Source organism: Chitinimonas arctica (assembly GCF_007431345.1).
GTDB lineage: Bacteria > Pseudomonadota > Gammaproteobacteria > Burkholderiales > Chitinimonadaceae > Chitinimonas > Chitinimonas arctica.
In genome coordinates this window covers 1,429,569-1,451,925 of the sequence record NZ_CP041730.1, presented here as the reverse complement: position 1 = coordinate 1,451,925, position 22,357 = coordinate 1,429,569, and the positions used below count along the sequence as shown (strand labels likewise).

General features: G+C 61.8%; 16 protein-coding genes. All 16 read left to right on the top strand.

The genetic code is table 11. From position 1 onward, the window contains the following. The first annotated feature begins 437 nt into the window (after nucleotides 1-437). The 16 genes from FNU76_RS06400 to FNU76_RS06320 all read left to right on the top strand — a co-directional run bounded on the left by FNU76_RS06400 (nucleotide 438) and on the right by FNU76_RS06320 (nucleotide 21,532). A complete protein-coding gene (locus tag FNU76_RS06400; RefSeq protein WP_143856934.1) occupies nucleotides 438-932 on the top strand; it encodes a hypothetical protein in 495 nt (164 codons plus the stop codon). Nucleotides 933-1,655: 723 nt separating this feature from the next. After that, nucleotides 1,656-10,289 (top strand): RHS repeat-associated core domain-containing protein, encoded by an 8,634-nt coding sequence (locus FNU76_RS06395; protein WP_143856933.1) that lies wholly within the window; start codon nucleotides 1,656-1,658, stop codon nucleotides 10,287-10,289. A gap of 18 nt (nucleotides 10,290-10,307) precedes the next feature. Further along, entirely contained in the window at nucleotides 10,308-10,703 is a 396-nt protein-coding gene (locus tag FNU76_RS06390; RefSeq protein ID WP_143856932.1) for an SMI1/KNR4 family protein, read from the top strand. Nucleotides 10,704-11,209: 506 nt separating this feature from the next. Beyond that, entirely contained in the window at nucleotides 11,210-11,740 is a 531-nt protein-coding gene (locus FNU76_RS06380; protein WP_143856930.1) for a GspMb/PilO family protein, read from the top strand. Next, the gene (locus tag FNU76_RS06375) at nucleotides 11,733-12,266 is read left to right on the top strand and encodes a hypothetical protein (protein ID WP_143856586.1); all 534 of its coding nucleotides are present in this window, start codon (nucleotides 11,733-11,735) and stop codon (nucleotides 12,264-12,266) included. The genes FNU76_RS06380 and FNU76_RS06375 overlap by 8 nt, the downstream gene beginning before the upstream one ends. A 6-nt stretch (nucleotides 12,267-12,272) precedes the next feature. Further along, nucleotides 12,273-14,549: a secretin GspD/PilQ domain-containing protein gene (locus FNU76_RS06370; RefSeq protein ID WP_143856929.1), complete on the top strand. Its 2,277-nt coding sequence runs from the start codon at nucleotides 12,273-12,275 to the stop codon at nucleotides 14,547-14,549. A 2-nt stretch (nucleotides 14,550-14,551) separates the two neighbouring features. Continuing rightward, nucleotides 14,552-15,052 (top strand): type II secretion system protein, encoded by a 501-nt coding sequence (locus FNU76_RS06365; protein ID WP_143856928.1) that lies wholly within the window; start codon nucleotides 14,552-14,554, stop codon nucleotides 15,050-15,052. 2 nt (nucleotides 15,053-15,054) lie between these two features. Continuing rightward, nucleotides 15,055-15,426, top strand: coding sequence for a type II secretion system protein (locus FNU76_RS06360; RefSeq protein WP_143856927.1), 372 nt, complete (start codon nucleotides 15,055-15,057; stop codon nucleotides 15,424-15,426). Continuing rightward, nucleotides 15,426-15,734: a type II secretion system protein gene (locus FNU76_RS06355; protein ID WP_143856926.1), complete on the top strand. Its 309-nt coding sequence runs from the start codon at nucleotides 15,426-15,428 to the stop codon at nucleotides 15,732-15,734. Before FNU76_RS06360 ends, FNU76_RS06355 begins: the two co-directional genes overlap by 1 nt. Then, nucleotides 15,731-15,919, top strand: coding sequence for a hypothetical protein (locus FNU76_RS06350; protein WP_143856925.1), 189 nt, complete (start codon nucleotides 15,731-15,733; stop codon nucleotides 15,917-15,919). The genes FNU76_RS06355 and FNU76_RS06350 overlap by 4 nt, the downstream gene beginning before the upstream one ends. Further along, the gene (gspG, locus tag FNU76_RS06345; RefSeq protein ID WP_143856924.1) at nucleotides 15,916-16,347 is read left to right on the top strand and encodes a type II secretion system major pseudopilin GspG; all 432 of its coding nucleotides are present in this window, start codon (nucleotides 15,916-15,918) and stop codon (nucleotides 16,345-16,347) included. The genes FNU76_RS06350 and gspG overlap by 4 nt, the downstream gene beginning before the upstream one ends. Continuing rightward, nucleotides 16,347-17,531 carry a type II secretion system F family protein gene (locus FNU76_RS06340; RefSeq protein WP_143856923.1) on the top strand — a complete coding sequence of 395 codons (1,185 nt, stop codon included), beginning with the start codon at nucleotides 16,347-16,349 and terminating at the stop codon, nucleotides 17,529-17,531. Before gspG ends, FNU76_RS06340 begins: the two co-directional genes overlap by 1 nt. Beyond that, on the top strand, nucleotides 17,521-19,188 hold the full coding sequence (locus tag FNU76_RS06335; RefSeq protein WP_143856922.1) for a GspE/PulE family protein: 1,668 nt from the start codon (nucleotides 17,521-17,523) through the stop codon (nucleotides 19,186-19,188). Before FNU76_RS06340 ends, FNU76_RS06335 begins: the two co-directional genes overlap by 11 nt. Next, nucleotides 19,169-19,939: a hypothetical protein gene (locus FNU76_RS06330; RefSeq protein ID WP_143856921.1), complete on the top strand. Its 771-nt coding sequence runs from the start codon at nucleotides 19,169-19,171 to the stop codon at nucleotides 19,937-19,939. The genes FNU76_RS06335 and FNU76_RS06330 overlap by 20 nt, the downstream gene beginning before the upstream one ends. Beyond that, a complete protein-coding gene (locus FNU76_RS06325) occupies nucleotides 19,936-20,469 on the top strand; it encodes a hypothetical protein (protein ID WP_223879247.1) in 534 nt (177 codons plus the stop codon). The genes FNU76_RS06330 and FNU76_RS06325 overlap by 4 nt, the downstream gene beginning before the upstream one ends. 25 nt (nucleotides 20,470-20,494) lie before the next feature. Next, complete coding sequence (locus tag FNU76_RS06320) at nucleotides 20,495-21,532, top strand: SEL1-like repeat protein (RefSeq protein ID WP_143856919.1); 1,038 nt, start codon at nucleotides 20,495-20,497, stop codon at nucleotides 21,530-21,532. The last annotated feature ends 825 nt before the right edge of the window (nucleotides 21,533-22,357 follow it).

Genomic DNA, 22,357 nt, shown 5'->3' with positions numbered 1-22,357 from the left:
CACGCTCACGACTTTTAACCCTTGACCGGTGTATTGTCCTCCTCGTCGGCACGATGTCCTCAATGCCGGCGAGGAGCTGCTTTACAGCGAGCAAGGCGACAACGAGCTCGACGGCGAAGGCGACCAACTCGATGGAGGCACTGGGAACGACAAGCTATCGAGTGAGTATGGCTCTGGTCAGCCTGGTCAGTGCCAGGACTGGCTTCTAGCCGATGGATGTTGCCCGTTGGCAGCAGACCCTACCGAGGTAGAAGATGCGGTTTCGTTGATGATGGCCAATCGCTTAATGTAGTATTGCGACGCGTGAAAAATCGGGTCAATGTTGCCGGGCTGCTTATATCGTCAGAAACATTATCAATATAATGATAGGAGCGTTGCTGACTATCTTTAGATATCGATATTTATCGGTTTCTTTTCAGTCAAGGGGATAGTGCAAAATGCACATTGGTAAAGTTGCTGTAGCTTTGGTTTTCTTGGCGACGTCGGCGCATGTCATTGCGAGCGATGATCAAAGATTCATTGGTGTCGAATGTGACGTCAAATCAAGTATGCTTCGAATTTCGTACGGCGGGGATAAGCTTAATGTCCTAAAGGGTGGCTATCTGATCGATACGTTTGAACTGAAAAAGAATGACGCCGCGGGCACTCATGTGGCCTCAATACGCGAAGTCACAAAAACCTGTAAAATCAAAAAGACACTTTATAAAGTCCAAATTCGTGCTGTGCCGGGTAACATGAATTTAAATGGGGAGTGCGGAGGTGTGACATTCGGTGCTGTTCGGGTTTATACTGGCGGCCGAAAACTAACCGATACGATATTCGAGAAATGCTGTTTAGAAAGGGCGTGTACCAACAGCGTGACGACTCGCTTGTCATTTATTGACGGGGCGACCCAACCTGAAACATTAATGGCATCGTCAGTGTTTAAATAGCGCGGCGCCATAGTCGTACAGCATGGCTGGAAGCCAGGTGCCACGTTGTCGATTGCCTGCTGTCCGACCCGTACGCCTGTGGCGGCGTTGCTTATTCATGACGTTCCTCTCGTCAGCGACAAAAAAATGTAGGCGCACTTCAGGCAAGCACCCAAGTCCGTTGGGTGTTAATCAGTGACTTGCCGCCAGTTACGGGTTCGATTCCTGTCGGAGGCGCCATTCCCAAGCCGCTCTGATCTCATCAAAACCATGTAGTTGCAAGGTTTTTGCGGTCTCCCAACTATCCCCCGGCGGCTTCAAGCAGTTTATGTATTCACGCGCTGGTCACACGTGAACTCGCCTATCTGCCTCATTGTCGAGTTGCCATGACTTCAGTTGGCAGTTGCTGAGCCGGGCCGCGCCGATAGCCGCTTCGTACTCTCCCTGAAGCTATCCCCACACCCTGGGGATAAGTACTGGCATAACCTTGGAGCATGTCCGCTAACCTGTTGGCAGGTAGTGAAGTATGGCGATATGCTTTTTTTTTAGGCGCAAGTAGATTTCCTCGCTTTCGCCCACAACCCAGTCTACAAGCCATTGCTGCCTTGGATTGTTTGTTGCGCCGCAATAATTCGCTTGCCCATTCCAATCCTGCTCATATATATTCCGCGCCCCGGCGCTTAGCCGGGCGTGCCATCCTCCTCGTTGTGCGCGCTATCACTTTGATTTATCGAAAAGAACCAAATGCGTAAAGCAGGCGTGGCAGATCGTTTGGCGGTACTGGGCAATACACGTGGTACGAATTGGCTGGCGCGCTTAGGCGCCTTGCTGCTCGGCGTGTCCGCCCTGGCGGCGGTACCCACGATCACGGTGCAGCGCACGCCCGCGCCCTTGATTGCCGGTCAGCCCTATAGCGTCAGTTGGAGCACCAGCAACGCCACGTCGGTCACATTCGAGTGTACCGCCGCCGGTACTGGCTTTGCGGGTACAGGTACGGTCGGTACCAGCGGCAGCGCGCCCGGCACGGCCAGCGCCGCCTGGGTCGGCTATCCCTCACGCTGCATCTGGACCGCCAAAGGCCCGGACGGCAGCGCTGCCGCACCGGACTATTTCACCACGGTCGCTGCTGCGCCCGCGCCTACGATCAATCTGCAACGCGTGCCATCGCCCATGGTGGCTGGCCAGCCGTATAACCTTACTTGGTCCACCGCCAATGCCACGGCCGTCTCGCTCAGCTGTACCGCCAGCGGTACCGGCTACACCGTCAGCAATCTGGCCCTGGCCAACAGCGGCAATATCCCCGGCACGGCCAGTGCCGCCTGGGTCGGCTATCCGTCAAGCTGCACCTGGACCGCTACCGGTCCCGGCGGTTCCAGCAGCAAGGGGGAAACGCTGACCACGGTCAAGCCGCCGGCACCGACCATCACGGTACAGCGCAATCCCACCACCATGACGGCGGGGCAGGCGTATACCTCCACTTGGTCTACCACCAACGCCACCGCCGTGTCGTTAAGCTGTACCGCCAGCGGTACCGGCTACACGGTCAGCAATCTGGCCCTGGCCACCAGCGGCAATATCCCCGGCACGGCCAGTGCCGCCTGGGTCGGCTATCCGTCAAGCTGCACCTGGACCGCTACCGGTCCCGGCGGTTCGACCAGCAGTGTCGAACTCCTCAACACGGTTGCCGGCGCCAATCCGGCCCGGCCTACCGCCACGCTCAGCGCCAGTCCCAGCAATGTCCGGATCGTGGCCGGCCAAACCGCCGCCATCACCTTGACCGGCAGCGGCAGCGACGTCGGTGGCCAAGTGGCCAAGCTGGAACTGCTGCTCGACAGCGGCAGCGGCTATAGCGCCACCCCCATCAAGACCGTGCTGGGTACAACGCCCACCGCCAGCTTGAGCTATGTCCACAATCTGCCGGCCGGTTTCTACCGGTTCAAGCTGCGCGCCACCGACAACCAGGGCGCCAGCACCGACTCCACGCCGTTCCCGGTCAATATCACCACCAGCCCGCTATTGGGCGCCCTGAGCGGCATCCGTAGCAGTGCCGACGGCAAGGCGCAGCTGGTCGGCTGGACTTGCCAGGCCGGTACGGCGCAAGCCATGAGCTACCAGGTCTTCCTGAACGCCCCCACCCAAGCCCTGGGCGGCACGCCGATCGGCACCGCCAACCTGGCCAACCTCAGCGACGAGCTGGACAACGCCGCCGTGCAAGCCGCCTGCGGCACCCCCGGCGTCGGCCACAGCCTGCGCTTTGATCTGAGTCCCTATACCAGCAGCTACGCCGGCAGCCCGATCTTCGTCCAGGCCACTGCCGCCAGCGGCAGCCTGGTACTGCCCTGCGAGGACCGCAACTGCACCATGCCGGGCAGCCTGCGCATTGCCCTGACCACCCCGGCCGATGGGGCGGTGTACAAGGGTGTGTCCGATATCTTTATGCGGATCAAGCTGAGCAATGGCACGGGTAGTTGCGACGACGTGTCCTTTTTGTTCGACGGTGCATGGCTAGGTAAGGCGCAAGGGGTCACGGCCGATAGTGAAGCGGGCACCTGCTATGTGACCAAACGCGGGGTCGCGCCTCGTGCGGCACCGTATCTGATCACTGCACGTATCCAGCAGGGCAATACCACGCTGTATGCGGCCCACCGCTACGTGCAGGTCATCCCCAGTACGACCATCAGTCTGAGCAGCCCGGAAGCCAGCAAGACCCTGACGGCACCGGCCAGTATCACCTTGAATGCCACAGCCACCGTGGGCAGCGGCAGCATTACCCGTGTCGAGTTCTACAATGGCGCGACCAAATTAGGGGAGGACAGCAGTGCGCCGTATAGCTACAGCTGGACGGCTGTGCCGGTGGGCAACTATGCCAATCTGACGGCCAAACTGGTTGATAGTCTGGGTGGCGTGACCACCAGTGCGCCGGTTGCGGTGACCGTGACGGCCAGTCAGGGAGGCGGCGGTGATACCCCCGTCAAGATTAGCTTCGCCTCCAGCTATGTAGATGGCCTGATCACTGGCGGGGTGGATGCCGGCAGTCTGCCAGGCGAGCTCAGTGTTGGCGGTGGCGCGGCCAGCTATAGCCTGCCGATTGCCGTCCCGCCGGGTACCGCTGGTTTGGCTCCAAGCCTCAGTCTCAACTACAACAGCAACGGCAGCAGCGGCCTCGCCGGGCTGGGTTGGAGCCTGAGCGGCCGGTCCAGCGTGCAACGCTGCAGTCGCAGCATTGCCCAGGATGGCGAGCACGACACCGTCCGTTTCGACACGCGCGACCGCCTGTGTCTGGATGGCCAACGGCTGGTTCTGGTCAACTTGGCGATGAACGATGCCAACTACTGGGCGGAGAACGCCCAATACCGCACCGAAATCGACAGCTTCAGCCGCATCAGCCGCTTCAGTGCCAATGGCAAGCTGGGCTTCAAGGTCGAGACCAAGTCTGGCCACACCCGCTATTTCGGCGTCAATGGCCTGGATGGCCAGGCCAATAGCTATGTACAGGCCCAAGGTAAGACGGAGGCCATCAGCTGGGCCTTGGACCGAGTGGAAGACCGCTCCGGCAACCGCATGACCCTCGGCTACCGGAACGACCCCAGCGTCGGTGAAAACCTGCCCTCCTGGTATCGCTACGGCGGCCATGCCACCACCAACGCCGACGTGATCGTGCGGCTCGACTACGAAAACCGTCCGGACAACACCGACAACACCACCGGCTGGGGCGCCGGCGGCAAGGCGTATCTGCTGAAGCGGCTCAAGACCATCACCACGGCGGTCAATACGGCGGCCAATGGCGATGGCGGCGACATCGCCAGTGTCTATACCCTCGATTACGTACAAAGCCCGCGCAGTGCGCGCAGTCTGCTGCGCAGCGTGCAGCGCTGCGACGGCGACCGTAACCGCAACAGCGCCGTCCGCTGTCTGCCAGCCACCACCTTCCAATGGGGCGAACCGGCAGCCGGTACGGCCAAGCGTTTCGTCAGCCTGGGCAACTGGGACGGTCCCATTCTGGAGGACTGGCATTCCGGCATGAGTTGGCGGCAAGAGGGCAACTTCCGTGTGGCCGAGGAAGGTAATGACCCGCGCGATATGGTGGTGATGGGCGACTTCAACGGCGACGGCTACACCGACATGCTGGACAAGCGCCGCGTCAGTGGCCGGATGCACAGGCTGTTCCTGGGCAATGGCCGTGGTTTCGACAGCCAGAACGTGTTCACCAGCCAGCCTGCCGCCTTTACCGTGCTGGAAACGGGCGACTTCGACGGCGATGGCCAGCTGGACTTGCTAGGCGCGGAAGGCATGGTCGATGGCATTGGCGTGGTACGTAGCCGATTCGTCAGCAAACGCCAGATTTGCTACGCGCGCTTTCGCGAAGGCCAGGGCTTTGCCTGCAACGCGTGGGCTGAGGCAGATGCCATTGCGGGTGGCAACACGGGCGGCCTCCATACCACCTACGACTTCAATGGCGATGGCCGCACCGATATGTTGGTGCCCGGTAGTAGTTTCTCTGCGGAGGAGGGTACCTCCTATAACGACCAACTCTGTCTGTCCACGGATACGGGTTTCCAATGCCGGCTACAAGGCAACGGCGTGTTCAATGTGGGCCGCGTGGGTGTACTGATCGAGCGCAAATACAGCGGTGACAGTGCCGATATCAATGGCGACGGCCGCGCCGACAGCTTGCGGCTCACCCAGGCCAGCTACGATAGAGAAAGCCGCAATTGGGTCAATACCCATACCGGCGTCTGGGCGAATCTTCGCACCGAACGCGGCGCAGCCGATTACCAGTTGATCGACTATTTGACGCTCAGCGTGGAGAAGAACCCACCAGCCAATACCATCCACTATCGCCTGGCTGAAGAAGCCCATTGGCAAAGCAGCTTGGTGGCGGACTTCAACCACGACGGCTACACCGATCTGCTGTTCGGCTTGTCCGGCGGCGACAAGGACTGGAAGACCGGCGGGCGGCTGTGCTATGCGACCGGTGCGCCATCCCCTACAGGCGGGGTCGCCGGCATGGACTGCCGCAGCCTGCTCGATACGGGCTACCGCACCGGCAGCGGTGGAGACCAGATCGACTTCCGGATCCGCGCCGTCGGCGATATCGACGGCGATGGTGAAGCCGACATCCTGGCCGGCGAACCCTATCTGGGCGTGCAGCGCGTTTGCCGGATCACCGGCAGCGGTGGCTACCAATGCGAAAGCTGGACGCTACCGCAACTGGGTTACCCCACCCAGCCGCAAGGGCGTCCTAACTATCCTGGCAGTACTTGGCTGGAAACCTCGCGCATTCTTACCGGCGACTTCAACGGCGATGGCCGCATGGACCTGGTCAACTACACGCCAGGCGGCAAATGGGAAGTATTTAGCGCCGAGTCAACGGCCCAGCCTGGCGAAGCGTTGGATAAGTTGCTTGCCGTCACCGATGGCACGCTTCGCCGTAGCCAAGTCGAATACGGTTCGCTGCGCGACAGTCATCTCCACCTGACCAGCGCCGCTGCGCTTGACCCCGCCGCTGCCGATACGGTGCGTTATCCGCTGCGCCGCATCGCCCCTGGTCCCAGCAAGGTCGTCAGCAAGCTGCGCATCGACAATGGCGTGGCCGATCCAATCGTTACCAGCTATCGCTACGCCGCCGGCGCGGTCGAGCTAACCGGCCGTGCCAATCCCGGCTTCCGCGTGATCGAGACCACCGCCCAGGCCAGCGGCATCCGCAGCCTGATCACCACCCGCCAGGACCCGGCGCAGTGGCAAAGCCGGGGCATGCTGGAACGTAAGCGTACCCTTGCCGCCAGCGGCGCAGTCCTCAGCGAGACCACCGCCGATGCGCAAGTCCGCACCCTCGCGCAGCCCAACGGTAGCCCGACCTGGTTCGTCTATAGCGGCAGCGAGATCGGCGACAAGTACGACCTGGACCGCAGCCCGCTGGGCCATACCGTCACCGCCACCAGCTACGACGATTGGGGCAACCTCAAGCAAAGCGACAGCCTGATCAGCGGCAACGGCAAGACCTTCCGCAACCTGACGGTCAACACCTACCAGGCCGCCAATGCCGGCGACGCACCTTGGCTGCAAGGCCTGCTTAGCCGCACCGTCAATGCCAAGACCGACGGCTATGGCCAGACCATCAGCCGTACCGTCGCCTATGGCTACGATGCCAAGGGCCTGCCGGCCAGCGAGACCCTTGAGCCCAACGACGCCAGCCTCAAGCTCAAGCTGTTGACCACCTTCGACCGCAGCGGCAACCCCTTTGGCCTGGTCAACAAAAAGACCCAGACCTGGCGCGACCCGGTCAGCAACAACGACCGCAGCCGTACCGTCGAAGATCTCCAATACGACGCCAAGGGCCGCTTCGTCAAAACCCGCAAGAACGCCGCCGGCCATAGCGAAAGCCTGGTCTACGACTTCCGCACCGGCGCGCAAACCAGTTTGACTGGCCCGAACGGTTTCAAAACCACCTGGACCGTCGATGGCTTCGGCCGCAAATTGGCCGAATTGCGCGCGGATGGTACCGAAACGCGCAGCTACCTGAAGCAATGCAACGGTAGTTGCCCGTTGGCCGGCGCAGCGGTCGTCGCCTTTACGGATAGCTACAAGGGCGCCGACCGCATCGCCGTCCCGACCCTGCTCTACAGCGACAACGCCGGCCATGCCTTGCGCAGCCAGAGCTGGGGCTTCGATGGTCGCGTCATCGCCACTGACAACCGCTACGACCATCGCGGCCGCCTGAAAGAAAGCGACCAGCCCTTTTTCGTGGGTGGCATCGCCGTGCGCGCCAGCCGCAACGACTACGACGATCTGGATCGCGTGATCAAGGTCACCACCTGGAATGAAGGCGGCGGCGAGCAGTTCAGCACGACCACCTATCAGGGCCTGCAAACCGTCCTGACCAATCCCAACCCCAGCCCCAAGCCGCAAATCAAGACCGATATCCGCAATGTGCTGGGCCAGTTGGAAGTCAGCAAGGATGCCAAGGGCGGCATCACCGAGTACGGCCATGACGCCTTCGGCAACCTGACCCAGGTGATCGACCCGGGCAAGAATATCGTCCGTATTACGTATGATCTGCTGGGCCGCAAGACCGATCTGAACGACCTCGATCTGGGCGCTATCCACTACGACGTGGACCCGCTGGGCCGGGTCTGGAAACAGACCGATGCCAAGCAGCAGGTCACCCGTTCGACTTACGACGATCTGGACCGACTGACCAGCCGCAGTGAACCGAGCCTGGAAAGCCGCTGGGTCTACGACACCGCTACCTACGGCATCGGCCAACTTGCCGAAGCGTATACCCTGCGTAGCGGCAGCAAGGACTACCAACGCACGCATCTCTATGACGACAAGGGGCGGCTCAAGACCACCACGCTGCAGCTCGACAAGGCCTACACCAGTACGACCACCTATGACGATTGGGGCCGGCTGCAAACCCAGGTTCACCAACGCGATAACGACATCAGCAAAGCCAAGCGCTTCGACCAGCGCTACAACCAGTTCGGCTATCTGACCAAGATCGAACGGCAGGGCGTAGCGCTGTGGGAGGCCACCAAGCAAGACGCCGCCAATCGTGTCGTCGAAGCCAAGCTGGGTAACGGCCTCAAGGTGATCCAGAGCTACAACGACTTTACCGGCCGCCTGAGCAACAACGATCTGAAGAGCCCACAGGACGCCTTGTTACTGCGGGAAAACTACTTCTACGACCCGCTGGGCAATATCATCCAACGCGACCAGTTCTGGACGGCCAGCAACTTGACGGAGACGTTTGGCTACGACGAATTGAACCGCCTGAGCAAGGCCACCATCGGCTCGTCCGTCCAGGAATTCGCGTACGACGCCATCGGCAATCTGCAGAGCAAGACCGGCGTGGGCAGCTACACCTACCCGCCACAAGGCCAGGCCGTGCGCGCCGCCAATAGCGGCGGCCCGCACGCGGTCAGCAGCATCAGCAGCCTGGGCGCCTTCCGCTACGACGCCAATGGCAACCTGATCGAAGGTGCCGGCCGCAAGCTCAGTTGGACCAGCTTCGATATGCCGCACTGCATCACCACCGGCAGCATCAGCGCCGATGGTAGCTGCGCCAGCGGCGTATCGAGCCAGTTCGCCTACGGCACCGAGCATCAGCGCGCCAAGCAGATCAAGAGCGATGGCACCACCATCTATTACGCCGGCGCCATCGAAGCGGAAACCACCGGCAGCACGGTCAAGTCCATCAAGACCTACTGGCCGAACGGCTTGGGCGTGGAAATTGATAAGGGCAGCAGCACCGACCAGCACTGGACCCATGAGGACCGGCTCGGCAGTGTGGTGGCCATCAGCGACCAAACCGGCGCGCTCAAGGAAAGGCTGAGCTACGACGCCTGGGGCAAACGCCGCAACCTGAACGGTAGCGCCAACAACGTGGACGGGGTGATCGACAACAAGGGCTTTACCGGTCACGAGATGTTGGACGGGCTGGACCTGGTGCATATGAACGGCCGGGTCTATGACCCGCTGGTGGCGCGCTTTATGAGTGCCGACCCCATCATCCAGGATCCGGAGCATAGCCAGAGCTACAACCGCTACAGCTACGTATGGAATAATCCGACCAACCTGACCGATCCGACCGGGTTCACGGCTGGGCAGGGCGGGCAGACCAATATCAATGAGAATGTCATAGGGAAGCTGGATCAGGATTTCCAAACGGGTAGTCGCGTCCGAATGGAGGGTGAGTCGCCGGGCAGCACGATGCTATCGATGACCTCGTATGGCGGCAACGACGAACGCGGCAATGCCGGTGGCGAGAGGAAAGCTTCGGCAATTGGCGGTACGACCGTAAGCGGTGGCACGGGGGGAAGTGCAGGCGCTAGCAATGGCCCTATGCAGACGGGATCGATTGGCGAACTTTGTGGTGCGGCTTGCTCAGAAGCCTCCCAAGAAGGCCAGCAGCTGGCTATGACTTCCGCGGCCGCTGGCGGTGGTATTGGTGGACGGCCCGCGCCGCAGCAACTGGCACCGGTGATTCCCGTTGGCCCATTGGTGACAAAATCGGCGCCTGAGGCCGTAATTACGACTGGGCCACGTGTGATAAAGCCAGGCGATTTTTCTGTTAGTGATTGGAAAGGCTATCCGCCAGGTGTGCCAAAGCCTACGGAGCCGATGCGCCTACTAAAAAAGGGTTCAGCGGAGTACGATGCTGCACGTAAAGCCGCAGATGCGGCCAACAAGGCGCTTCGCAAAGATCTGGATTTGAAGGGGAAGCCTGTGGATATACATGAGGTTCAGCCGGTGAAATTTAACGGCAGCCCTACTGATCCAGCAAATAAAGTGATCATTGACCGGTCCCTTCACCGCCAACAAGTAACGCCATGGTGGACGGATTTGCAAAAATCGATAGAACAATTTCTCCCATAAGGGGAAAAGGAGAGAGTCATGGATTCGAATGCATTCGCTGATTTTGACAATCAGCTGGGATCGTCGAAAAATGCGATAAGTGATGCGGAGGCCAAGCTGGCTTGGCTGCTCCCTGCTGACTACAAACAGTTCCTGGAATGGAAAAATGGGGGGGAAGGATTCATTGGCGACAATTACTTGATACTTTGGTCGGCCGAGGAATTGGGTCAGTTTAATTTGGAATACCAGGTGGAAAAATACGCCCCTGGACTTGTCTTGATCGGATCGAACGGGGGAGGAGAAGGGTTTGCTTTCGATACGCGCCAATCACCCGCACCGATCGTTCAAGTCCCTTTTATAGGTATGGATTTGGAAGATATCCGAGTGTTGGCTTCAGGCTTTGATGAATTCATTGATTTTCTGGCGGTGCAGTAAAATGTCTTCGCACAAATCTCGGCGACTTGCTGATCCATCTACGAAAGGGATGGAGATATTTGAGATCACCCCAATAATTCTTGGGGGGGATCCGACTGATTCAAGCAATAAAGTGATGCTTACAAGGAAGCAGCATATTGAAGCAGTTCGCTATTGGAATGAAATAATTGATGGGCTAAAAAAGGCGGATGAATGAACTTTTACTCGCTGAATGAACTATTCCAGTAACTGCTTGGAAGTGGATTATCCAACGTCACCTGCGCCGATTCCCTATTGCCACGCACACTCGGACAAAGTCATGCTGATGGTGATACACCGTCTCGGCAGGCGCACACGTGACCGCCTCTAGCGGGAAATCCAAGACATTCGATTTCATGCCGACACTTCCGTGTGGTATTTGTAAGTGGTGGTTGGTCTGCTCAGGAAAAATCCTTAATTAATAAGGACATACAGAAAAGACTTGCGATATAATCCGCGCCCTTTGCCTCATCTCCCACCCGCTCGTCATGTCCCCGCTGTTGTCCCGCTACCGCTTCCAAGCCCGTCGTCTGCTGTACGCTCAGCCGAGGCTGGTGGCTGCGCTGGGCGTGGCGGTGCTGGCTTTCCTGCTGGCCCTGGCGACCCATATTCACCAAGGCCAATTGGCACTGGAAACCGCGCAAATCTGGCAAGCATCCCAGCCGCGTGCGATGCCCTTGGTGGCTAAGCCAGCCGATAGCACGGTGGTTTTGCCGGCATTCGAGAGCAAGCAATTACTCGGCGCGCTCAATCGGGCGGCCGACCAAGCCAAGCTACCGCTGGACGAGCTGTCCTTCACGCTCGACGACAGTGCGAACCAGCCCTATCTCCGTTATCGCGCCAGCTTGACGCTATTGGCCGGTTATCCGGCGGTGCGGCGTTTCCTGGCCGGTTTGCAGGCAGGGCAGCCCAATATCGTGATCGATGGCGTGCAATGCAGCCGCGAAGACATTGGCCTGGCCGACCTGAGCTGTGAAGCGACAATTTCGGCGTTTTACCGGAAGCCGTCCCATGGATAACGCGGCGCGGCGTCGTTGGATGATCTGGGCGGGTTTGCTGGCGGCTACGCTGGTGGCGATCGTCTATCCGGTCGAGGAGGATGAGGTCGAGCTGGTCGAAGGGGTGCTTGCGCCTGGCGCTGCCCGGCCGTTGTTGGTCAAGGCGGCGTCGGTGACGACCCCGCCGCTTGCGCCGGCAGCGCCGTTGCTAGCCGTGGCCGACCCGTTCGCCCCGCGCAACTGGCAAGCACCGCCGCCCGTGGCAGCGCCGATACCCAACCCCGTTCAGGAGGCCGAGTTGGTGGGGCCGCCGCCTCCGCCGCCACGGCCTGCTCCACCTGCACTGCCGTTCCGCTATATGGGCAGCTTCAACGATGGCGGTGCGCAGGTCATGTACCTGAGCCACGACGAACAGACGCTATTGGCGCGTCCCGGCGATACGCTGGAAGGCCGCTACAAGGTGCTGCGCATGGATGCCCAGCACATCGAATTCGAATATCTACCGACCGGGGACAAGCAGATTCTCCCGATTGCTGCCTCGGAATAAACCGCTATGCCGATTTTCACTACCGCGCCTGGGCGCACTTTGATTCTTTTGGTCCTGTTGGGCCTGGGTGGCTGCGCCGCCGATCGCCACCACCGTGCCGGTTTATCCGCCATGGCGGACGGCCAATACGCCGAGGCCATCCGCGAGCTGCAGCAGGCGGCCGAGCTGGAGCCGCGCGATACCCGTTTTCGGGCCGATTGGCTGCAGCAGCGCGAAACCGCCGTCCGGCAATTGCTGAGCCGGGCCGAAACGGCACTGGCGGCGGGGCGCGAGGCGGAGGCCGAGCAGCACTACCGCGCCATTCTGAGCTTCGATCGCGACAATGCCCGTGCCAAGGCAGGACTGGTGCAACTCACCCGGCTGGCGCAAGCCGTCGACGCGACCGGGCGGGCGCGCACCGCCTTGCAGCAGGGTGATAGCGAGCAGGCCGCGCAATGGCTGGCGCGGGCCCTGGCCGACAACCCCAACCATGCCGAGGCCAAGGCGCTGCGGCGCGAGATCGAGACGCTGCAGGCGAAAGATTTGCTGAGCGCACCCAGTCTCGGGGCCATGTATCAGAAACCGATCAATCTGGAATTTCGCGATGCCAGCCTGAAGATGGTGTTCGAGGCCCTATCGCGCACCACCGGCATCAACTTTATCTTCGACCGCGAGGTGCGAGGCGATCAGCGCACGACGGTTTTCCTGAAGCAGACCGGCCTGGAAGACGCTATCGATGTCATCCTCACCACCAACCAATTGGACAAGAAGATCCTCAACGCGGGCAGCGTGCTGATCTACCCGAATACCGGCGGCAAGAGCCGCGAATACCAGGATCTGCTGGTCAAGGCCTTTTACCTGGCCAATAGCGAAGCCAAGCAGACCGCCAATCTGCTCAAGACCGTGCTCAAGCTCAAGGAAGTGTACGTCGACGACAAGCTCAATATGCTGATCTTGCGCGAAACGCCCGACACCATTGCCCTGGCGGAAAAACTGATCGCACTGCAAGACCTGGACGAGCCGGAGGTGATGCTGGAAGTGGAAGTGCTGGAAGTGAAGCGCTCGCGCCTGCTCGATCTCGGCGTCAAGCTGACCGACCAGTTGACGGTGGCACCGCTCACCAACAACGCCAGCAATTCGACCACCAATGCCGCCTCGCCGAGCTTCAAATTGAGCGAACTGCGCAATCTGAACGCCAGCAAATTGGGCATTACCTTGCCCAGTGCCACGATGACCTTCCACCAGGAGGATGGCGATGCCAAGCTGTTGGCCAATCCGCGTATCCGCGTGCGCGATCGGGAGAAGGCCAAGATCCTGATCGGCGACAAAGTGCCCATCGTCACCACCACGTCCACCTCGACCGGCTTCAATAGCGAAAATATCCAGTACATGGATGTCGGCCTGAAGCTGGAAGTCGAGCCGGATGTGCATCTGCGCGACGAGATCGGCCTCAAGGTGGCCTTGGAAGTCAGTTCGCTGGTCGGTGCGGTCAAGACCACCAACGGTTCGCAGGCCTACCAGATCGGCACCCGCAGCGCCAATAGCGTGCTGCGGCTGAAGGATGGCGAAACCCAGGTGCTGGCGGGCCTGATCAGCGACGAAGACCGTTCCTCGGCCAATCGCCTCCCCTTGCTCGGTGATCTGCCCTTGCTGGGCCGTTTGTTCTCCAGCCAGAAGGACGACAAGCAAAGGACCGAGATCGTCCTGTCGATCACGCCGCGCTTGATCCGCAATATCCAGCGGCAGTCGCCGGCGGCGGAATCGTTCTGGTCCGGTACGGAAGCCAGCCTGCGGACCAAGCCCTTGCAGTTGCGCAACCTGGAGACGCCGGTCGCGGTGGCCAAGCCCCTCGCCGCGGCCGAGCCGGCCGCCAAGCCGTCCGAGGCCGTGCCGGCGCCCGTCGGATTGCGCCTAAGCTGGCAAGGGCCGAGCCAAGCCAAGCTCGGCGAGACCATCCAGCTGAGTTTGCGGCTGGATAGCGCAGAAGCCTTGCGCGCCGCACCGATGCAATTACTGTTCGACCCCAGTCGCCTTGAAGTGGTGTCGGTCCGGCTGGGCGATTTCTTCGGCACGGCGCCGGTCAGCTTCAGTCAATTGGTCGATTCGGCCAGCGGCCGCATCACGGTCGGTCTGGCCGGTTCCGGCCCGGACGGGGTGAGCGGGCAGGGCAACCTGCTGCTGATCGAGCTGAAGCCGCTGCAGGCGGACCTGGCGGCGGAGATCAGCCTGGTCGGCATGGCGCCGGTCGGGCCCCGCGCCGCGCCGGTACTGCCGCTGCACCATCCGCTCGCCATCTTGCCTTGACCATGTCGCGCCTGTCTCTCTCCTCGCGTGCGGATGGTTTCAGCTTTATCGAGCTGTTGGCCACGCTGGCCATTATCGCCACCTTGGCGGCCATGGCCATGCCCTTGGCGCAGACCACGCTCAAGCGCCACAAGGAGCACGAGCTGCGGCGTGCGCTGCGCGATATCCGCCAGGCGATCGATGCCTATAAGGTCGCCACGACGGATGGACGTATCGTCCAGGCGGATGGCGCCGGCAGCCAGAACGGCTATCCCCCCACGCTCGCCGCCTTGGCGGCCGGTGTGCCGAATGCGAAGGCCCAGGGCGGGGCCATGCTGTATTTTCTGCGCCGGGTGCCGCGCGATCCCTTCCATCCGAACGCCACCACGCCGGCTGCACAGACCTGGGGCACGCGCCGCTTCGACTCGCCGCCGGACCAGCCGCTGGCCGGCGACGATGTGTTCGACGTCTACTCGCTCTCCACGCAGACCGGCCTGAACGGCGTGGCCTACAGGGAGTGGTAAGCATGCGCACCAAGGGTTTTACGCTGATCGAGTTGCTGGTCACCTTGGCCATCATTGCCACGCTGTTGTCGTTGGCCGCGCCTCGCTATTTCGGCAACCTGGAACGGGCCAAGGAGGATGTGCTGCGCGAGGATCTGTACCTGCTGCGCGATGCCATCGACAAATTTTATGCCGACCGGGGCCAATACCCGGAAGCGCTGCAAGACTTGGTCGACCATAAATATCTGCGCCGCATTCCGGTCGACCCACTGACACAGAGCAAGGAGAGCTGGCTGCCGATCGCACCGGCCGAGAGCGGCAACGGCGCCATTGCCGATGTACGCAGCGCGGCGCCCGGCCAGGCGCGCGACAAAAGCTGGTTCAAGGACTGGTGATGCGTCGCCAGCACGGTTTCAGCTATCTGGTCGCACTGTTCCTGGTTGCCATCCTGGCGGTGCTGACCACGCGTGCACTGGAAAACAGCCGTACGGCCGAGCTGCGCGAACGCGAAGTCGAGCTGCTCCATGTCGGCCAAGCCTACCGGGCTGCCATCCGTACCTATTACCGCACTGGCAGCGGCAGCGTGCGCTACCCGGCCACGCTGGAAGCCTTGCTGCTGGATCAGCGCCCGCTGCGGCCGCAGCGGCCGTTGCGCCGCCTGTATCGTGACCCCATCCGGGCTAGCCAGGACTGGGCCTGGTGACGGCCCCCAGCGGCGGCATCATGGGGGTGTATTCCCTCTCCATGCAGGCGCCGCAGAAAATCGATGGCTTTCCGGCGGAACTGGCAAGTTTCAAGGACGCCAAGCACTACCGAGATTGGCAGTTTATCTATCAACCCGAGACGGGGCCGGATGCCCCGACCGAACCGGAAAAAAGCGGAAAATGAGACCCAAATACGCTGGTTTTACCCTACTCGAACTGCTGGTCGTCCTGCTGATCATCGGCCTGCTGGCTGGTTTCGTCGGTCCCAAGTACTTCTCGCAGATCGGCAAATCGCAAACCCAGGTCGCCCGTGCGCAAATCGACGGTTTCGACAAGGCGCTCGACCAATACCGGGTCGATGTCGGCAGCTACCCGACCACTGCCCAAGGCCTGGCCGCGCTGGTGGCGGCACCGGCCAACGAAGGCAACTGGCGCGGTCCGTACCTGAAGAAGCGCGTTCCGGCCGATCCGTGGGGCCATGCCTATGTCTACAAGTCGCCGGGCGATAACGGCCGCGACGCCGATGTGATCGCCTACGGCAAGGATGGCAAGCCCGGCGGCAGCGGCGACGATGCCGACGTGACCAACTGGGACAGCGTCGAGCCGAAGTGATGCTGCGTTATCGCGCCAAGATCCTCCAGGCCGACGCCCAAGTGACGCAGGTCGAGCTGGAAGCCGCCGACGAAGCGGAAGCGCGCCGCGTGCTGGCAGCAAGCGGCGGTCGGCTGCTGACCCTGCTGCCGGTGCGGCACGGCCTGCCGCGTCTCAAGCGCGCCGCGGCCTTCAAGCTGCTGGTGTTCAACCAGCAGTTGCACGCCTTGCTGGAAGCCGGCCAGCCCATCGTCGATGCGATCGAGATCCTGGGCCGCAACGACCGGACCGGCCGGCATCGGGCCGTCTACGACAGCCTGTTGCAAGGCTTGCGGCACGGCAAACAACTATCGGAAGCGATGGCGGCCTTGCCCTCGGTCTTTCCGGCGCTTTACCTGGCCATGCTGCGCGCCAGCGAAACCACCGGCAGCGTGCGCGCCGCCATCCAGCGCTTTATGCACTACCAGCGCCAGGTCGATGCCATTCGCGGCCAACTGCTGGCCGCCGCCGTCTATCCGGCGATCCTGGTCGGGGTCGGCTATATGGTGGTGACCTTCCTGCTGCTGTATGTGGTGCCGCGTTTCAGCGCGGTATTCGAGGATGTGCCCCGGCAGACGGATATGTCGCGCCTGGTGCAGGCTTGGGGCAGCCTGGTCAACGGGTATCCCTGGCTGGCTTGGGGGCTGTGCCTGGCGCTGCCCCTGGGCGGCTTGCTGGTGGCGCTGCAACCGGCTGTCCGCGCCGGCGTGTTCCGCCGCGTGTTGCGCACGCCCTGGCTGGGAGACAAGGTCTGGACCCTGCAACTGGCCCGCCTGTATCGCACCCTGGGGATGCTGCTGCGCAGCGGCGTCAGCGTCCTCGCCGCCATGAAGATGAGCGAGGCCGCCTTGCCCTTGGCCATGCAGGCGCGCTTGCAGCAAGCGGGCAGGGCGGTCAGCGAGGGGCACCCCTTGTCGCAGGTGATGGCAGCGCAAGGCCTCAGTACCGAAGTGGCCGACCGCTTGCTGTTGGCCGGCGAATCATCCGGCCAGCTGGACGAGATGCTGGAACGGATCGCCGATTTCTACGACCAGGAAGTGGCTGCCTGGCTCGATGTGGCTGGCCGGCTGATCGAACCGGTGCTGATGGTCGGCATCGGCCTGGTCATCGGCGCCATTGTATTGATGCTGTATACCCCGATTTTCGAGATGGCCAATGCACTTTGATGCCCCCCTGACTCTGGCCGAACTGACGCAGGCCTGCCAAGCCGCCGGCCTCGGCGGCGACTGGCTGAGCTGGCTGGCCGAGCGTTCCCCGCAATCGCGCGAGGCAGTGCTGGCCGAGGCCGCCACCCTGCTGGCCTATCCGCCGCTTGCCTGCGCCAGCGGCTGGCCGCTCCAGCCGGACTTCGCGCAAGTGGCCTACACCGACATGGCGGAAAGAGTGCTGCTGGTGGGGCACGACGCCGCCGGCCGGCTCTGCGCCGCCATCGGCCAGCCGCTGGATAGCCGGCTGGGCCCATGGCTGGCCGCCCAAGCCTTGCCGCTGACGGCGCTTTACCTGGCCGATCCGGCCCTGCTGCGCGCCGAACTGGAACGGCACGAGGCCGGTTTCAGCGCCGTGGCCGATGCGGTCGGCCTGGACCAGTCGATCGAACTGGCACGCGACGCCAGCGCCGACCTGACCCTGGCATCGATCCAGGGCGAGGCCAGTCCGGCCGTGCGCTTGATCAACTCGACCGTGTTCGATGCCTTGCGCTGCGAAGCCAGCGATATCCACCTCGAATCGCTCCCGCAAGGCCTGGTGATCAAGTTCCGTATCGACGGCGTGCTGAACCGCATTGCCACCGTCAACAAAACCGCGCTGGCCGAACAGGCCATCGCCCGTATCAAGGTGCTGGCCGAACTCGATATCGCCGAAAAGCGCATCCCGCAGGACGGCCGCTTCCGCATTGCCGCCAAGGGCCGCGATATCGATATCCGCGTCTCCATCATGCCCAGCATCCACGGCGAAGATGCCGTGCTGCGGATTTTGGACAAGCAAGCCCTGATCGACCAGGTGCAGCGCCTGACGCTGGACTCGCTGGGTTTCGATGCCGACACCGTGCGTGTACTGCGCCGGTTGTCGGCCGCGCCCCACGGTATGCTGCTGGCCACCGGTCCGACCGGCAGCGGCAAGACCACTACCCTGTATGCGGCCTTGACCGAGATCAACCAGGGCGAAGATAAGTTCATTACCATCGAAGATCCGGTCGAATACCAGCTGCCCGGCGTGCTGCAGATCCCGGTCAACGAAAAGAAGGGCCTCAGCTTTGCCGTCGGCCTGCGCTCCATCCTGCGCCATGATCCGGACAAGATCCTGGTCGGCGAAATCCGCGACCCGGAAACCGCCCAGATCGCCGTGCAGTCGGCGCTGACCGGCCACCTGGTGTTCACCTCGGTGCATGCCAATAACAGCTTCGACGTCATCGGCCGCTTTATGCATATGGGCGTGGACCCGTATCACCTGGTCTCGGCCCTGACGGGCGTGGTGGCGCAGCGGCTGGTGCGGCAAAACTGCCCGCACTGCGTGACCGACCAGCAGCCCGATGCCGCCTTGTTGGTCGAATCCGGCATCCTTGACCCGGAAAACTACCGCTTCCGTGCCGGCCGCGGTTGCCCGCAATGCCGCGGCAGCGGCTACAAGGGCCGCCGGGCGGTGGCCGAAGTCCTGTGCCTCAGCGACGAGCTGCGCGAAATGATCATCGCCCGCGCCTCGCTGCGCGCGCTCAAGGAACAGGCCCGCCGCGAAGGCACCCGCTTGTTGCGCGAGGTCGCCTTGCAAGGGGTGCGCGACGGCCAGACCACATTGCAGGAGGTCAATCGTGTCACCTTTGTGGCCTAAAACCGTCTACGCCAGTCTGTTTCCGGGCCGGCGCGGCCTGCAGCTTGGCCGGTCCGCCGCGCCGCGCTGGAGCGAATATGCACCGAGCCCCGCACCGCTTGATCTGCCGGCTGAACTAAACGCGCTGTTGACCGAACACACCGGGCAATGGCGTCCGGGCAGCCGCTTGGTGCTGACCCTCTCGGACAGCCTGGCGGCCCTGGTGCCGCTCGCCTGGCAGCCGGCGCTGCAGACGCCGGCCGAGGTCGACGCCTATGCCCAAGCCTGCTTCGAACAGCAAGGCCAGCCGCTGGATGGGGAATGGGTGCAACACAGCGATTTCCGTCATCATGGTCGGCTGGGTCTGGCGTATGCATTGCGGCGCAGCTGCGTGGCCGAACTACCGGCCCTGTGCCAAGCACACGGCCTGCGCCTGCGCACCGTCCTACCACTGTCCGCCGCCGCTTACCACCGCGCGCCTTGCGCACCGGGAGAAGGTAAGCGCCTGCTGCTGCTGGGCGATGCCAGCCGCAGCACAGCGCTGTTGTATGACCATGCCGGCCTGATCGGCTACGACGTCGAGCCGGTGACCGGCGACGCGCAAGCCGCCGCCACCCGCCTGCTACGCCGTCTGGCTGCCCTGCACGGTGCGGTCGAACAGGTCGCCGCCTGGTCGGCCGCGACCGATGACGCGCGCAGCGGTGCCGAACAGATCGTCGCCAACCTGCCTGGCGCGGTGGTGCAAGCCCTTACCCCCAGCGATTGGCAATGAATATGGACCCGCTTAGCCACTATCTTCGTCCACCGCTGCGCCATGCCGGCTGGCTGTGGCTGCTGGTCGCCGTGCTGTTGATCGGCGCGGCCTGGCTGGCGCAGGACACCTATCAAGTCGCCGCACGCACCGAACAGCTCGCCGCCCGTAGCGAAAGGCTGCAAGCCCAGCAGCGCCGCGCTGCCAAGCCGGTAGACGACAAGGCGTCGCAGCGTACGCAAAAACAATGGGCGGCACTTCAAGCCGAGCGCGATTACCCGTGGCCCGAAATCTTCCTGGCCATCGAACGGGCGGGCAAAGCCGACGTGGAGTTACTCGAATTCCAACCCGACAAGACCAGTCGCCAACTGATCCTGCGCGGCGAGGCGCGTGATCGCCGCGCCTTGGAAGCCTATCTGGATGCGCTGGCGGGGCAGGCCGTGTTGAACCGGGTGCATCTCAGCCACCAGCAGACGGTGCTGCGGGAGCGTTTGGAGACGGTTGAATTTGAGATCAAGGCGGTGGTGGTGGGGCCCAGCTCAAATCGCTGATGCGCAGTAAGCAAAGGGAATTGAAATGAAAGTACGTATTTGGCTGCTTACCATGGCAGTGGGATTGTCCGGTATGGCCTGGGCGGGATTGAATGGACATAAAACGGACCTTCAGCAGGCGACACTCGATGGGGTGCGTGCGTTGGCGGAAAGCGGCCATGCCGCCGCCCAAAACAAGCTGGGCTCAATGTATCAGCTAGGTCAGGAAGTTGCGCAGGACTACCTGCAAGCTTTGGCTTGGTATCGCAAGAGCGCGCAGCAGGGCAATGCGGATGCGCAGACCAATCTCTGTACGCTGTACCTCGGTGGCCTCGGCGTGCCGCAAGATGACTCGCAGGCACTGGCCTGGTGCGGCAAAGCCGCTGAGCAGGGGCGTGCGACTGCTCAGACCAGCCTCGGATGGATGTACCAGCAGGGGCTCGGCGTGCCGCAGGATTATGAACAGGCTATCGCTTGGTACCGAAGGGCAGCCAAACAGGGGATGCCAGTTGCTCAGAACGCGCTGGGCGTGCTTTTTTTAGATGGCAAAGGCGTGCCGCGAGACTTTTCTGAAGCGTTTTTCTGGCTTCGAAAAGCCGCCGAGAAGGGTTTCTCCCGCGCGCAGTTCAATCTTGGACTGATGTATATGAAAGGCTTCGGTGTGCCGCGGGACTATGCACAAGCCATGGCCTGGTATCGCAAGGCTGCGGATCAAGGACATCCGATTGCCCAATGCAATGTCGGGGATATGTTCGAACAGGGCCATGGCGTGCCGCAGGACTACGCGCAAGCGATGACGTGGTATCGAAAAAGTGCCGAACAGGGGCTGGCCACTGCGGAATTGAGCATTGCGACACTGTATGAGGCTGGCCGTGGGGTGCCGCAAGATTATGCCCAAGCCGCTGCCTGGTATCGCAAGGCCGCAGCACAAGGAGATGCTTTTTCGCAGAACAAACTCGGTTATCTGTACGAACACGGCCTAGGGTTGCCTCAGGATGATAAGCAAGCACTCGACCTGTACCGAAAATCTGCTTCCCAAGGTCACGCGGCCGCACAGAAAAACCTCGACCGGTTAGCAAAATGAAGTGTGGCAGTCGCAATCAGTCTGCACGACTTCTCAGCTATGTGGTTTGACGTACGGTATCCAGCCTCATACTGGGGATACGCTTTCGTTGGCAACCCAAGGTGAGCGATGTGTCTATGTCTCGACCCAATCATGAATTCTCCGATCTGCCTAGCGTCTGGCTGCTAGCCAAGCAGACAAACAGGTCGATTTCTTATGTTGCGGAGCTCTACGCGTCTGAACTGGCGAGACTGACGGCTGGCGCTCATGTGTCGATTTTTATCCCACTGTTGGCGATTCACCATGTGCGAGAGCTACTAAGCCGTCCACACACCGCACCGCCGGCCAATTGCTAGAATCGACGCTCACACGTTTCACTGGCCCTCGCCGCATTGAGGCTGCCGACCAATGGCGTCTAGCCAATAAACAGCACATCCACGCCCTGGCAAACTGCGCAATGGCCGAGCGCCTGGGTCAGATGGCTTTTACCCATGCCGCAGGGGTCCTGCGATCAATACCGCCACCTTCTCATCCAGATATGCGCCAATCACTGAGAGCCATGCCGTCGCTTTCGGCCTGAAAACTGGCCAGGCTAGTTCCTTGCTCGATCAGAGCACCCGGCGCGGGGTCATATCCAGCAGCTTGGCGAGGGTATCGACGGAAACTGTGGGCATGGGGACTCCAAACGCTTCAAAACGAAACGGTTTGACGGGTAAATTCGTTTCGGCTGAGCGATACCGGGGATGGCTGCCATAGCCGGGAAACTGCTGAAAGCCTTATGCCATAAGGCTTTGCGAGGAGCGGTGGGAGGTGGTCTGCACAGCTAGGCCGATAGGAAACGAAACC